This is a genomic window from Bacteroides sp. An269 (genome assembly GCF_002159755.1).
GTDB lineage: Bacteria > Bacteroidota > Bacteroidia > Bacteroidales > Bacteroidaceae > Phocaeicola > Phocaeicola intestinalis.
Map to the genome: position 1 here is coordinate 1 of NZ_NFJG01000021.1, position 14,442 is coordinate 14,442.

The 14,442-nt window shown below is 44.5% G+C and carries 15 protein-coding genes; 7 read left to right on the top strand and 8 right to left on the bottom strand.

What is annotated here, in order from left to right; translation table 11 throughout:
* Window positions 1-188: 188 nt before the first annotated feature.
* Together fabD and thiD are read right to left on the bottom strand one after the other, a co-directional pair.
* Window positions 189-1,073 carry an ACP S-malonyltransferase gene (gene fabD / locus B5F71_RS06280; RefSeq protein WP_013618893.1) on the bottom strand — a complete coding sequence of 295 codons (885 nt, stop codon included), beginning with the start codon at window positions 1,071-1,073 and terminating at the stop codon, window positions 189-191.
* 151 nt (window positions 1,074-1,224) lie between these two features.
* Window positions 1,225-2,073: a bifunctional hydroxymethylpyrimidine kinase/phosphomethylpyrimidine kinase gene (gene thiD / locus B5F71_RS06285; protein WP_087208555.1), complete on the bottom strand. Its 849-nt coding sequence runs from the start codon at window positions 2,071-2,073 to the stop codon at window positions 1,225-1,227.
* Between the two features lie 465 nt (window positions 2,074-2,538).
* On the opposite strand from thiD, the gene B5F71_RS06295 reads away from it, so the two are divergent.
* From B5F71_RS06295 to B5F71_RS06315, 5 genes are all read left to right on the top strand, one after another.
* Entirely contained in the window at window positions 2,539-3,276 is a 738-nt protein-coding gene (locus tag B5F71_RS06295) for an NUDIX domain-containing protein (RefSeq protein WP_087208559.1), read from the top strand.
* Window positions 3,277-3,288: 12 nt separating this feature from the next.
* The gene (locus B5F71_RS06300) at window positions 3,289-4,776 is read left to right on the top strand and encodes an FGGY-family carbohydrate kinase (RefSeq protein ID WP_087208561.1); all 1,488 of its coding nucleotides are present in this window, start codon (window positions 3,289-3,291) and stop codon (window positions 4,774-4,776) included.
* 260 nt (window positions 4,777-5,036) lie between these two features.
* On the top strand, window positions 5,037-6,353 hold the full coding sequence (xylA, locus tag B5F71_RS06305; protein ID WP_022039388.1) for a xylose isomerase: 1,317 nt from the start codon (window positions 5,037-5,039) through the stop codon (window positions 6,351-6,353).
* A 125-nt stretch (window positions 6,354-6,478) separates the two neighbouring features.
* Window positions 6,479-7,951 carry a D-xylose transporter XylE gene (gene xylE / locus B5F71_RS06310; protein ID WP_022039387.1) on the top strand — a complete coding sequence of 491 codons (1,473 nt, stop codon included), beginning with the start codon at window positions 6,479-6,481 and terminating at the stop codon, window positions 7,949-7,951.
* A gap of 251 nt (window positions 7,952-8,202) precedes the next feature.
* On the top strand, window positions 8,203-9,267 hold the full coding sequence (locus tag B5F71_RS06315) for a mannose-1-phosphate guanylyltransferase (RefSeq protein ID WP_087208563.1): 1,065 nt from the start codon (window positions 8,203-8,205) through the stop codon (window positions 9,265-9,267).
* A 71-nt stretch (window positions 9,268-9,338) separates the two neighbouring features.
* Here B5F71_RS06315 and tpx read toward each other — a convergent pair whose 3' ends face one another.
* From tpx to B5F71_RS06330, 3 genes are all read right to left on the bottom strand, one after another.
* Complete coding sequence (gene tpx, locus B5F71_RS06320) at window positions 9,339-9,845, bottom strand: thiol peroxidase (protein WP_022039385.1); 507 nt, start codon at window positions 9,843-9,845, stop codon at window positions 9,339-9,341.
* 111 nt (window positions 9,846-9,956) lie between these two features.
* Window positions 9,957-10,430, bottom strand: coding sequence for a PaaI family thioesterase (locus B5F71_RS06325; RefSeq protein ID WP_022039384.1), 474 nt, complete (start codon window positions 10,428-10,430; stop codon window positions 9,957-9,959).
* 7 nt (window positions 10,431-10,437) lie between these two features.
* Window positions 10,438-10,740, bottom strand: a complete 303-nt coding sequence (locus B5F71_RS06330) for a Dabb family protein (protein ID WP_087208564.1) — start codon at window positions 10,738-10,740, stop codon at window positions 10,438-10,440.
* A 257-nt stretch (window positions 10,741-10,997) separates the two neighbouring features.
* Between B5F71_RS06330 and udk the strand changes: the two genes are divergently transcribed.
* On the top strand, window positions 10,998-11,609 hold the full coding sequence (udk, locus tag B5F71_RS06335; RefSeq protein WP_022039382.1) for a uridine kinase: 612 nt from the start codon (window positions 10,998-11,000) through the stop codon (window positions 11,607-11,609).
* Entirely contained in the window at window positions 11,606-12,985 is a 1,380-nt protein-coding gene (locus B5F71_RS06340) for a transglycosylase SLT domain-containing protein (RefSeq protein ID WP_087208566.1), read from the top strand. Before udk ends, B5F71_RS06340 begins: the two co-directional genes overlap by 4 nt.
* 3 nt (window positions 12,986-12,988) lie before the next feature.
* Here the strand turns inward: B5F71_RS06340 and trxA are convergent, their stop codons facing one another.
* The 3 genes from trxA to B5F71_RS06355 all read right to left on the bottom strand — a co-directional run bounded on the left by trxA (window position 12,989) and on the right by B5F71_RS06355 (window position 14,325).
* Window positions 12,989-13,285, bottom strand: a complete 297-nt coding sequence (gene trxA / locus B5F71_RS06345; RefSeq protein WP_022039380.1) for a thioredoxin — start codon at window positions 13,283-13,285, stop codon at window positions 12,989-12,991.
* 178 nt (window positions 13,286-13,463) lie between these two features.
* Window positions 13,464-14,063 carry an OmpH family outer membrane protein gene (locus B5F71_RS06350; RefSeq protein ID WP_022039379.1) on the bottom strand — a complete coding sequence of 200 codons (600 nt, stop codon included), beginning with the start codon at window positions 14,061-14,063 and terminating at the stop codon, window positions 13,464-13,466.
* Between the two features lie 25 nt (window positions 14,064-14,088).
* Window positions 14,089-14,325 carry a hypothetical protein gene (locus tag B5F71_RS06355; RefSeq protein WP_022039378.1) on the bottom strand — a complete coding sequence of 79 codons (237 nt, stop codon included), beginning with the start codon at window positions 14,323-14,325 and terminating at the stop codon, window positions 14,089-14,091.
* Window positions 14,326-14,442 lie beyond the last annotated feature (117 nt).

The window sequence follows — 14,442 nt, forward strand, 5'->3', positions numbered from 1 at the left end:
ACGAAGAACAGGAGCGAAAAAGACCAAAAAATCGCCCAAAGCACACACGAAAACGGATACATCAAGCCAAGAAAAACTTTTTGGAGAAATTCAAAACAGCTTCTAAGAAGATTGTTAGATGTAATCATAAAATGGAAGAATCTTGCATACGGGTTTTGTGATGTATGCAAGATTCTTCCTTATTTTTCTCAAATCCCGTGTGCGTTCGCTTCTTTGTTGATTTTCTTAATCAATCCCTGCAATACGGCACCCGGTCCGCATTCTACGAATTCGGTGGCTCCGTCGGCAATCATGTTTTGTACGGTTTGCGTCCAGCGTACCGATGCGGTCAATTGGGCTACTAAGTTGGCTTTGATTTCAGCCGGGTCTGTATGCGGTCTGGCATCTACGTTCTGGTAGATGGGGCATTTCGGCGCATGGAATTCCGTGGCGTTGATAGCCGCTTCCAGTTCTACTTTAGCCGGGTTCATCAACGGAGAATGGAAAGCACCGCCTACCTTCAGCGGAAGGGCACGTTTCGCTCCGGCTGCTTTCATCAGTTCGCAAGCCTTGTTGATGCCTTCGATAGAACCTGAGATGACGATTTGTCCCGGGCAATTGAAGTTGGCCGCTACACATACTTCGCCCTCCTGGCTTACCTGTGCACAGATTTCTTCCACTTTCTCGTCGGGCAAAGCGATGATAGCCGCCATGGTAGAGGGTTGCATTTCGCAAGCCTTCTGCATCGCCATGGCACGGGCATATACCAGCTTCAATCCGTCTTCGAACGACAAGGCTCCGGCAGCTACCAGTGCCGAGAATTCGCCTAATGAGTGTCCGGCGGTCATTTCGGGCTTGAACTCATCGCCTAAACACAATGCCGAGATAACCGAGTGCAGGAATACGGCAGGCTGGGTCACCTTGGTCTGGCGCAAATCTTCGTCAGTGCCGTTGAACATGATATCCGTAATGCGGTATCCTAAGATTTCGTTCGCTTTCTCGAATAATTCTTTCGCCAGTGGAGAGGTCTCGTAAAGGTCTTTTCCCATACCTACGAATTGTGCTCCCTGGCCGGGGAATACAAATGCTTTCATATCGATTGTTTTTTAAGTTAATGTTTGGGACAAAGATAGTGATTTTAATGAAGAATGAAGAAGGAAGAATGAAGAAACAACGTTCGGCGTTTGCCAATTCCGTGCGGAGAGGGAATACATAAGCCAATTCTTCATTCTCAATTCTTCATTCTCAATTCTTCATTCTCAATTCTTCATTTACCCTTAGGGGAACCGGTGCAAAGAAATGGTTCAGCGGTCCGTGCCCTTCTCCGATATGCACGTCTTTTCCCGACAAGATACCTTGATAGACGTATGCCTTGGCTTTCCGGACCGCTTCTTCCAAGGGTTCTCCCAAGGCAAGATACGTGGCAATGGCAGAGGAAAGGGTGCATCCGGTGCCGTGCGTGTTGCGGCTTTCGATTTTGGGTGAAGAAAACAGGTGAGGCCGGTCTTCTCCTTTTATATATAGCACGTCGCACATCTCCGCCTCGTTCAGGTGTCCGCCTTTGACCAGGACCGCCTGGCTTCCGAAGGCGAGCAATTCTTTTGCGGCTTTTTCCATGTCGGGTATCGTGGCGATGCGTTTTCCCGTCAGCACTTCCGCTTCGCTCAGATTGGGCGTGATAAGGGTGGCGAGGGGCATCAGCAAGGAGGTCAGTGCCTCGATGGCATCGTCTTCTATGAGCTTGCACCCGCTGGTTGAGACCATGACGGGGTCGAGCACGATGTATTTATAATAAGGTGTAAACCTGTGCAGGGATTCGGCTATGGCACGGATGGTTCCGGCGTCATTCAGCATGCCTATCTTTACGGATATAGGTGGGATATCCGTCATAACCGCTTGGATTTGCCCTTGGATATAGGTGGGAGGCACGGCGTGGATGCCTGTTACTCCGCACGTGTTCTGTACGGTGATGGCGGTTATGGCGCTTGCCGCATAGGCTCCCAAGGCAGAAATGGTCTTGATGTCTGCCTGTATGCCGGCTCCTCCGCTGCAATCGGAACCGGCGATGGTCAATATGCATGGGTAGTGTTTCATGTCTTTGGTGTCTGGATGATTCAGGTTGCAAAGGTAGGAAATTTCCCGTTATCTTGTTCGGACCTGCTTTAAAACGTCTGTCTGGGTGTGTGATATGTCTTATGCGGTTAGGTATGTTTTATATTCCGCCAGCCGGAACGTATATTCCACGGGCTGGAACGTATGTTCCATGGGCTGGAATGTACGTTCCAGCCCATGGAATATAAAAACAAGACGGCTTTGCCGGGAAATATAGCCTGTTGGGGGGGATAAACAGAGCCGGCTGAAAAGCAGGATGCAAGGAGCCGGAAGCGGTCTTTTACCCTTTTTGTATCTGATACGATAAAGCAATGCATGGTTGTTGTATGATGTACGAAAACTATTTGTTTGAAGAATAATGTTTAATAACATGATAAATAATTTATGTATTTGTGTACAACGTATGCAAAAAGTGCTTATATTTGCAGTGTTCAAAGAAAAATACTCATGGAAAAGCAAACCGGAAATAACCAGATAATAGACGTTCACGTGTCGGTCGACTGCGTGGTGATAGGTTTTGATGGTGAGCAGTTCCGTGTGCTTTTAGTCCGGCAGATCGGCAAGGGTGCAGGGAGTGGATATAACGACATGAAGCTTCCGGGGAGTCTGATTTATGCTGATGAGGATTTGGACGATGCAGCCAAACGGGTGCTTACGGAATTGACGGGTTTGAAGAATATCCGGATGAATCAATTCAAGGCTTACGGTTCGAAAGACCGTACGTCGGATCCACGGGATGTGTTGTGGCTGGAACATTTTCACCGGATAACGAAAAATAAGGTGGGACGGATTGTAACCATTGCCTATTTGTCGTTGTTGAAGATAGACCGCCGTAGCACGAATCTTTCGGCTACTTATGATGCTTGCTGGATGCCGGTATCAGAGGTGAAGGGTTTGGCTTTTGATCATTTGCGTGTCCTCAAAGATGCGCTGGTGGTTCTCCGCCATTATGTGGAAAGTTCGCCTTCGGTGATGTTTGACTTGCTTCCCCGTAAATTTACGGCAGCCCAGTTGCGCGTGCTTTATCAGCTGGTGTATGATAAAGAGTTTGATGTGCGTAATTTCCATAAGAAAATCGCTTTGTTGCCGTACGTGGTTCCATTGGAGGAAAAGGAAAAGGGAGTTGCGCATCGTGCCGCACGGTATTATCGTTTTGACAGGAAGATATATAATAAACATAAATAAACGTACTGTACTATGTATTTGTTAGGGTATGATATTGGTAGTTCTTCGGTGAAAGCCAGTTTGGTAAACGCCGGGACAGGTAAATGTGTGGCTTCGGCTTTCTATCCGAAAACGGAAGCGGAAATTATCGCCGTTCATCCGGGATGGGCTGAGCAGAAGCCGGAAATGTGGTGGGCTAACTTGAAGTTGGCTACAGAAGCTATTATGAATGAAAGCGGGACAAAGAAAGAAGAAATTGCCGCTATCGGCATTTCTTATCAGATGCATGGCTTGGTTTGTGTAGACAAACAGCAGCAAGTGCTTCGTCCGGCTATCATTTGGTGCGATTCGCGCGCTGTTCCTTATGGGGAGAAAGCTTTTCAGACATTGGGCGAAGAGAAGTGTCTTTCGCATTTGCTGAACTCTCCGGGTAACTTTACCGCTTCGAAATTGGCGTGGATTAAGGAGAATGAACCGGATGTCTTCTCGCAGATTTATAAAATCATGCTGCCGGGCGATTACATTGCCATGCGTCTGACTGGTGAAATCTGTACTACCGTTTCTGGTTTGTCGGAAGGTATGTTTTGGGATTTCCAGGCAAACGATGTCGCTCAGTTCCTGCTTGATTATTATGGTTTCGACCGTTCGTTGATAGCTGATATCCGTCCTACTTTTTCCGAACAAGGAAGAGTGACCGCCGTTGCCGCCGCCGAATTAGGATTGAAAGAAGGAACTCCGGTGACCTACCGTGCGGGCGACCAGCCGAATAACGCACTTTCTCTGAATGTTTTCAATCCGGGTGAGATTGCCTCTACCGCAGGTACATCGGGAGTCGTTTATGGTGTAAACGGTTCGGTTAATTACGATCCTCAATCACGTGTGAACACGTTTGCTCATGTAAATCATACGGCAGACCAGACTCGTTTGGGCGTATTGCTTTGCATTAACGGTACGGGTATACTGAATTCATGGGTGAAGCGTACGGTAGTACCCGCAGGTGTTTCGTATGCTGAAATGAACGACCTTGCTGCTCAGGCACCGATTGGGGCAGGTGGTATCAGTATCCTTCCTTTCGGTAACGGAGCGGAACGTATGCTTCAGAATCGGGAAACAGGATGCTCTATCCATGGCATTAACTTTAATCTGCATACGCGCAACCATATCATCCGTGCGGCACAGGAAGGTATTGTCTTCTCGTTTAAGTATGGCATCGACATCATGAGGAATATGGGAATGGATGTACAAAAAATCCATGCCGGGCATGCCAATATGTTCCTTAGCCCGATATTCCGCAATACGCTGGCTGGAGTGACCGGTGCGACTATTGAACTTTATGATACCGATGGTTCGGTAGGTGCAGCAAAAGGTGCAGGTATGGGCGCAGGCATTTATAAGAATAATGATGAGGCGTTTGCTACCTTGGATAAGCTGGCTGTCATCGAACCGGATGCGGCTAATAAATCGGCATACGAAGATGCCTACCAACGTTGGCTGGAATGCATGCATAAGGTAGGTTTTTGAGTTTTTTAGTTCTTTAGTTTTTTAGTTTCTTAGTTTAATGCTTCTTTGGGCATTATGTGTGCATTCGTTGGTATCATCATCGTAGAGACGATGTGCACATCGTCTCTACAGAAGGTGCGAAAACACAAGGAGGCTAAAAACTCACAAACTTAAAAACTCACAAACTTAAAAACTTAAAAACTTAAAAACTTAAAAACTCACAAACTTAAAAACTCACAAACTTAAAAACTCAATACATTAACTTTTAAACAAATAAAACTATGGCAACAAAAGAGTATTTTCCTGGTATTGGTAAAATCAAATTCGAAGGTGTAGAAAGCAAGAACCCGATGGCTTTCCGTTATTATGATCCTGAAAAAGTCGTAATGGGTAAGAAGATGAAAGACTGGTTGAAGTTTTCTATGGCATGGTGGCACACTCTTTGTGCAGAAGGTGGCGACCAGTTCGGTGGTGGAACAAAGAAATTCCCTTGGAAAGGAAATCCTGATAAGGTACAAGCTGCCAAAGACAAGGTGGATGCCGGTTTCGAATTCATGCAGAAAATGGGCATCGAGTATTATTGCTTCCACGATGTAGACCTTTGCGATGAAGCCGATACAATTGAAGAATATGAAGCTAACCTGAAAGAAGTGGTGGCTTATCTGAAGCAGAAACAAGCTGAAACTGGCATCAAACTGTTGTGGGGTACGGCTAATGTATTCGGTCATGCACGTTATATGAACGGTGCTGCTACCAATCCGGATTTTGATGTTGTAGCACGTGCTGGTGTTCAAATCAAGAATGCCATTGATGCAACAATCGAACTCGGCGGTAGTAACTATGTATTCTGGGGCGGACGTGAAGGCTATATGTCATTGCTGAACACCGACCAGAAACGTGAAAAAGAACACTTGGCACAAATGCTGACCATCGCTCGCGACTATGCACGTGCTAAAGGTTTTACCGGTACATTCCTGATTGAGCCGAAACCGATGGAACCGACCAAGCACCAGTATGACGTGGATACTGAAACCGTAGTAGGTTTCTTGAAGGCCCACAATCTGGACAAGGACTTCAAGGTAAATATCGAAGTAAACCACGCTACATTGGCTGGTCATACCTTCGAACATGAATTGTGCGTAGCTGTAGACAACGGCATGCTGGGTTCTATCGACGCCAACCGCGGTGATTACCAGAACGGATGGGATACCGACCAGTTCCCGATTGACAACTACGAACTGACCCAGGCCATGATGCAGATTATCCGAAACGGCGGTCTGGGCAACGGCGGTACGAACTTCGACGCCAAGACCCGTCGCAACTCTACCGACCTGGAAGATATCTTCATCGCCCACATCGCAGGTATGGACGTAATGGCACGTGCTCTGCTGAGTGCAGCCAAATTGCTGGAAGAATCTCCATACAAGAAGATGCTGGCAGACCGTTACGCTTCGTTCGATGCTGGTAAGGGCAAAGAATTTGAAGAAGGCAAGCTGACGCTGGAAGATGTTGTGGCATACGCCAAGACCGTAGGCGAACCGAAACAGACTAGCGGCAAGCAAGAATTGTATGAAGCTATTGTGAATATGTATTGCTGATAGTTGAATGAAGAATTAAGAATGAAGAGTGAAGAATAGGCGGATGTACCCCCGGTTCTTCATTCTTCGTTCTTCGTTCTTCATTTTTTTTGTTCTTCATTCTTTACCTTATTTGTTTTTATATCATGGATTACGCCGAAAAAGGAAGTAAAACTTATCTTTTTACGATTGTGCTTGTAGCCGTGTTGGGAGGGTTGCTGTTCGGATATGATACAGCAGTCATTTCGGGTGCGGAAAAAGGATTGCAGGCATTCTTCTTGGGAGCGGAAGATTTTGTATATACGGATGGATGGCACGGCTTTACATGTGCCAGCGCGCTCATTGGCTGCATTATCGGCAGTGCTGTTTCTGGTTATATGGCTTCGAATTGGGGCCGGAAAAAATCGTTGATATTTGCCGGTATCATGTTTTTTATTTCTGCATTGGGCTCGATGGTACCTGAATTCTTGTTTTTCGAGCATGGGGTGCCGACTTATCCGTTGCTTATCGCTTTTAATATTTATCGTGTCATAGGAGGAGTAGGGGTAGGGCTTGCTTCTGCAATTTGTCCGATGTACATCGCTGAAGTGGCTCCGTCTAATATCCGAGGTACATTGGTATCGTGGAATCAGTTTGCCATTATTTTTGGTCAGCTGGTCGTATATATGGTGAATTTCTTTATTCTGGGCGATCATACCAATCCTGTTATAGAATCTATCGGTCAGGGCATCAATGCTGTGGCTCCAGGAAGTGATCCGTGGACCATATCTACCGGATGGCGTTATATGTTTGGTAGTGAAGCTGTACCGGCAGGGTTATTTGCCTTACTGATTTGTTTTGTGCCCGAGACTCCGCGTTACCTCGTCATGGCTGGAGAAGATGACAAAGCACTTTCCGTGCTTTGTAAAATCAATGGAAAGACGGAAGGGAATAACATTCTGAACGAGATAAGAAATACCATTACGGAAAAAACCGAGAAAGTATTTACTTACGGTGTACTTGTTATTTTCGTCGGTATTATGTTGAGTGTGTTCCAGCAGGCTGTAGGTATCAATGCTGTGCTTTATTATGCTCCGCGAATTTTTGATGACATGGGTATGGCGAATCCTATGATGCAAACCATTATCATGGGTATTGTCAATATTCTGTTTACGCTTATTGCTATCTTTACGGTTGAAAAATGGGGACGTAAACCCTTGCTTATCACAGGTTCTATCGGGATGGCTATCGGTGCCTTGGGGGTAGCGTTTACTTTCGGACATGCCGGTGTGGAGCTGGTGACGATGTTGAGCATCATGGTTTATAGCGCTTCATTCATGATGTCATGGGGACCTATTTGCTGGGTGCTCATTTCAGAAATATTTCCTAATACGATTCGGGGAGCTGCTGTAGCCATTGCCGTGGCTTTCCAATGGATATTCAATTGGATTGTGAGTGCTTCGTTTGTCCCCATGTTCAATATGCAGACAAGCAATGACCCTGATTTCGGACATTGGTTTACTTATGGTCTTTATGGGGCTATCTGTATTATAGCTGCGCTGTTTGTATGGAGGCTGGTTCCGGAGACCAAGGGAAAGACACTGGAAGATATGAGTAATCTTTGGAAACGGAAACGCTGATTTCGGCTTTTCCGGACAGGAAATAATCTCAAGGAGTTAGAAGTCTTTACATTTTACTTCTAACTCCTTTTGTTTTTTTCAGGTGAAATGCTTTTATGGCATCGTTTCTGTTATGATAAAGAAGGAGCAGTCAGGTTCTTATGTTTGATAACACTTTGCGTTGGAAAAAGAGATAAAAAATTGTTGAATATGGCCTTAATGAAATTAAAATACATATATTTGCAACTGAGATTTAAAATAATAAATTCAGTATGAATTCGAATAACAATCATGTCGTCATTATGGCAGGAGGAGTGGGAAGTCGGTTCTGGCCGATGAGTACTACTGATTTCCCCAAGCAGTTCATTGATGTTTTAGGATGTGGAAAGACGTTGCTTCAGCTTACGGTTGAACGTTTTCGTGATGTGTGCGGAGTGGAAAATATGTGGATTGTCACATCGGCGGCTTATGCAGAGCTGGTGAAAGGACAGCTTCCAGATATTAATCCCGAGCATATTTTATTAGAACCTTGCCGTAGAAATACGGCTCCATGTATAGCGTATGTGAGTTGGAAAATCAAAGCGAAGAATCCCAAGGCAAATATAGTGGTTACTCCGAGTGATCACATAGTGATGGATTTGCGTGAGTTTGTAAGGGTAGTCAATTCTGCTTTGAAGTTTACGGCCGACTCTGATGCCATTGTCACTCTGGGTATGCAGGCTACGCGTCCTGAAACAGGATATGGATATATTGAAGGTGATCTTTCTATGGCATGTCCTTCCAATAAAGAAATCTACCGGGTAGATGCATTCAAGGAAAAACCGGATTTGGAAACGGCCAAACGATACTTACAACGGAAAAATTATTTCTGGAATGCCGGTATATTCATTTGGAATGTCAGCACCATCGTCAATGCTTTTCGGGTGTACCAGCCTACTATGTCGAACATTTTCGAAGGATTGCTGCCTTATTATTATACAGAGGTGGAACAGGAGAAAATAGACAAGCTTTTCCCTACGTGCGAAAACATTTCTATCGACTATGCCATCATGGAAAAAGCAGAAGAAATTTATGTGTTCCCGGCTTCATTCGGTTGGAGTGACTTGGGTACATGGGGATCGTTGCACGATAACTTGCATAAAGACGCTCATAATAATGTATGCATCGGAGAAAACATTCATTTGCACGAAAGCCGTAATTGCATTGTACATACTACCGAAGAAAAGAAAGTGGTGGTACAAGGACTTGACGGTTACATCGTTGCTGAAAAAAATGACCGTCTGCTGATTTGCCGCTTGAGTGAAGAACAGCGCATCAAGGAATTTGCTGTAGAATAAAAAAACACTACGGATTACACAGATAAAAAATCTGCTTATGAGATTTTATCCGTGTAATCCGAGTGATGGATTTAGCCTTTCAGGGCGGCAAGGGCTGCCTCGTAATCAGGCTCTTGGGTGATTTCAGGTACCAGTTCGGTATAAACTACTTTGCCTTCCGGATTGATGATAACCACCGCCCGTGCCAGTAGTCCGCACAATACACCGTCAGTCATCAGTACGCCATATTTTTCTCCGAAATCGGACGTATAGCGATAGTCTGATAGTGGAATGACGTTCTCAATGCCTTCTGTCGTGCAGAACCGTCCTTGGGCAAAAGGCAGGTCTTTCGAGATTGCCAATACAATGGTATCACTCATTTGGGCTGCCAGTTGGTTGAATTTACGTACCGATGCTGCGCATACTCCTGTATCCATGCTGGGGAAGATGTTCAGCAGGGCATATTTCCCTTTGGTGTCTGCCAGGGTGAAACTACTTAAATCCCCTTTTACCAGTGAAAAATCAGGAGCTTGCGTTCCTGTTTTTACAAATTCACCTGCCAGGGTGACAGGGTTTCCTTGAAATGCTGTTTTTGCCATATTTACTTTGTATATCAATTAAACTTCTATGTAAAGTTAACAAAAGAACCTCGATTTTGGTTGTGCAAGTTTATGCTTTTTGCTATTTTTATGTTTTTCGAATAGTTCTTTTTATTCTCCTTCTACTTTACATTCATGAAAATGCATTTCGTGTTCGGCTTTTTCACGTGGAAAGGCAAAGTAGGTACAGACGGCTTGTGTGCATACTTCGCCTGCTTCATTGGTGAGGGTTGCTTCGATGGTGATAATGTTTCTTCGTTGCTCACGGATGGAAGCGCGGATGGTAAGCAGCTTGTCAGTGGTATGTACTGGTTTCAGGTAACGGGTTTCCATTTTTGAAGTGACGCCTGCGGTTTGTAGTTTACGCATGACGACCCATCCGCATGTTTCGTCGAGCAATAAAGCCTGGATGCCTCCATGCAGTGTGTCCAGCCATCCCTGGTATTTTTCATCAGGTTTCCAGTAACTGACGATACTGTCTCCATCTTCATAAAATTCCATTTTCAGTCCTGAAGGATTTTGCGGAGCACATCCGAAACAGTTATATCCCTTCATGCCTTCCCATGGGTTGATAATTTTTTTCATAACTTTGTCAATTGATGATATAATCTGTGCAGGCGCGGTCTTGTCTGTATCCATTCAGGATTCCGGCAGCAGCCAGGTGGTCGGGGTGAATTGAATAGGCTTTCATATCTTCCAGTGTGTCAAATTCACTTTCCAGGCAGATGTCCCATTTTTCATCCGGATTGATGTTCAGTCCTACAAAGATGTGCCGGATAGTCGGTATGTGGGCCGGTAAGGCTTCGATGGCTTCCTTGAAGCGGTGCATAACGTCTTGTTTTTCGGTTTGTGTCAGTGTCTCTTTCAGCTTGAATAATACAATATGTTTTACCATGATGTAAAAGTTTTAAAATTTATGCTTGTGTCTATTGCTACAAATGTAAGTATTTTCCGGATTACGGCGATTGTTTCAAGGGGCTTTTTTCATTTCGGATTTATGGATTTTATTTTTCATGGATGTCCTCATTCAGCCAATGTCACATTCTTGTAAATTCAAGGTATAAAATATGCTGAAAAAACGTTTTTTTGATGCGGGCAGGAGAAAAATGTGTATATTTGTGCAAATTATCCACATCTAAAAACCAGTAAAGCATGATTATCATCGGTATTGCCGGAGGAACAGGCTCCGGAAAAACAACAGTCGTAAAAAGTATAGTCGATAGTTTGCCTGCCAACGAAGTGGCATTATTGCCTTTGGACTCGTATTATAAGGACAGCAGCCATGTACCTGTAGAGGAACGCCAGAACATAAATTTCGACCATCCTGATGCATTCGATTGGGAACTTTTGTCGAAACAGGTGGAGATGCTCCGGCAGGGAAAAGCGATAGAACAGCCGGTTTATTCTTATCTGACTTGTACACGACAACCTGAAACCATTCATATAGAACCGCGTAAAGTGGTGATAATCGAAGGTATTCTGGCATTAAGTGATAAGCGCTTGCGGGATTTGATGGATTTGCGGGTGTTTGTGGATGCAGATTCGGATGAACGGTTGATCCGGGTTATCCAGCGGGACGTGATTGAGCGCGGACGTACAGCCGAAGCCGTGATGGACCGGTATGTAAAGGTGCTGAAACCGATGCATCAGGAGTTTATTGAACCAGCCAAGCAATATGCAGACTTGATTGTTCCACAAGGTGGACACAACTGGAAGGCTATCGAGATACTGAAGCTATATATAGAAAAAATCATTGGCCGATGAAAACAGTTGTTTTCTGGAGTTGGATAGGACTGATATGTTGGCTGTCGGTAGCTTGTAGTGGCAGGCAGTCGGCAGGAGGTGAGGCGAATGTTGATTTGCCTGTCATTAAAGAACGTGGAGAACTGGTGGTGCTTACTGCCAACAGTTCTACTTCCTATTTCAATTATCGGGGCGAACCGATGGGATTTCAATATGAGTTGGCACAGCAGTTCGTGCAGTCGCTGGGATTGAAAATGAAGCTGAAGGTGGTGAACAATCCTTCGGAAATGGTGCGATGCCTGCTGGAAGGTAAAGGCGACCTCATAGCTTATAATCTGGATATTACACAGGCGTGGAAAGACAGTCTGATTTATTGTGGTGAGGAGAATATTACGCATCAGGTCGTAGTACAACGCAGAGGTAGAGATGCAGTGAAAGATGTGACCCAGTTAATTGACAAAGATGTGTATGTAAGTCCCGGAAAGTACTATGAACGTCTGGTTCATTTGAATGAAGAGCTGGGAGGAGGCATACGTATTCATTTGGTAGATGCTGACAGCTTGTCGACCGAGGATTTGATTACGCAGGTGGCTGAAGGTAAGATAGATTATACCGTAGCTACCAATGAAGTGGCAAAGATAAACCGTACATATTATTCTAACTTGGATATCAGGCTGGTGGTCAGTTTCGACCAGCGTGCTTCGTGGGCAGTACGTAAAACATCGCCTTTGCTTGCCCAGGCAGCAGATAAATGGCACAAGGAAAATATCAATTCACCGGAATTTAAGGCAAGTGCACGCCGTTATTTTGAACTTAACAAGCAGCCGGTGCATGGTTCTATTCTCTCGGTGAAGGATGGAAAGATATCGCATTACGATGATTTGTTCCGTAAGTATGCTAAAGAAATCGGATGGGATTGGCGGTTGCTTGCAGCATTGGTTTATACGGAATCGAATTTCAATCCGGATGTAGTGTCGTGGGCCGGTGCTAAAGGACTGATGCAGCTGATGCCTGTTACGGCTCATGCTATGGGGATTCCAAGGGGCAAGGAGCAAGACCCGGAAGAGAGTATCAAAGGAGGGGTAAAGTATATAGCCCAGTTGCAGAATATTTTCCGGAAGGTGGATGACAAGGATGAGCAGGTGAAGTTCGTATTGGCGGCTTACAATGCAGGAGCAGGACACATAACCGATGCCATGGCTTTGGCGAAGAAATATGGAAAAGACCCTTATCGGTGGGAGCACCATGTAGACCATTATATCTTGCTGAAGAGCAATGAGGAATATTATCAGGATCCGGTTTGTAAAAACGGTTATTTCCGTGGTACGGAAACTTATAATTTTGTGCGTGATGTAATGGGGCGTGCCGACCTTTACAAAAAGAAAATCAAAAGGTAAACATCATTTGAATTGTTCGATGATTTGGTTTAGTTCATGGATGTTCACAAATCCGCTTTGTCTCCATAGCTGTTTGCCGTTTTTGAATATCATAAGTGTAGGCACAGAGTGTACTGCATAATGCTGGGCTATTTGAGGATTCTTGTCGATGTTTATTTGGATAATCCGGATGGCATCTCCTTGCATTGCTTTCAGTTGTTTCAAGATAGGTGTCATAGCCTTGCAAGGTGTACACCATTCTGCGTAGATGTCTACCAGTACAGGAGTGGATGATGTAACTAAATCTGCAAACGTTTCCATAATCGTAATGCTTTTAGTGGGTCATAGTCTGATTGGGCGAATGTATCTGTTATTATAACATTTCCGGCTCTTGTTTTGTTCGGTAGGAACCGGGGATTTTTTGATAAAGATGAGGCACGGCCCGGAAAGAGAATGTTTTTCTTTCCAAGTCGTGCCTCGTCTTTGTATATAAAAAGGTTTATTTCTTGCTCGGATTGTAACGGGCGTTCAGTCCTTCAACAATTTCATCGGTGATGTTGAATGCGTCGTCTGCATACAGCAGATTGTCGAATCCGGTATTGCTGATGATCAGGCTATATCCTTTGTCTTTGTTATAGATTTTCAGGAATGAATTGATGGAGTCGCGCAATTGCAAGCTGTTCTTTTGGTTTTCTGTCTGTAGTTCGTTGGTTAATTTTTCTTGCAGTTCTTGCAATTTCTGCTGTTTTTGGACAATACGTACTCTTTCTTGTTCGGCACGCTCTTGACTTACAAAACCATTGTTTTCCAATTTGCGTTGGAATTCGCGCATATCGTTGTCCAAATCTTTGGCTTTTTCGTTCAAGGTAGTACGGATATTTTCCTCCTTCTGAATCATCTGTTCGTTCAGGTCGTTCCAGAACTTGTATTTAGTCAGCAATGAGTCTATTTCGACGTATGCTATTTTCATACTTCCCGGTACGGTAGCTGTAATTTCCGTCGAGTTTCCATTCTCTGCTTTCTTGTCAGTGCATTGTGTGAACATCAGCGCAAGAGCCAATGCCAAAAATCCATTCAGGACATACTTCATTTTTTTCATCATGTTTTTTTCAGTATCTTAGTTATTAATTGTTTTCCTGTTCTTTTCCGTTAGGCATACGTTCGGCAATGGCATGCGGATTCGTTTGCCTTGCCTCGCGATCTTGCGATTGTACGCACCCGATACCCTTCCTACGCAACGCCTTGTTGCCGCTGACGTGGGTATTAGGGAATCTTCCGTTTTTTGTAAAGAGTATCTTTACAGAGAATAGTGCTATGCTGATAGCAACTATTAACACAGTAAAGAGGATAGTCTTAAGCATTTCTATTAATTTTGTGCTGCAAAGATATACTTTTTGTTATCGAAATTGGATGTTTGTCCTTGAAAAAAGCGGGGAGTATCCTCATTAATTCGTATTTTTAACTTATTTTTACGGAAG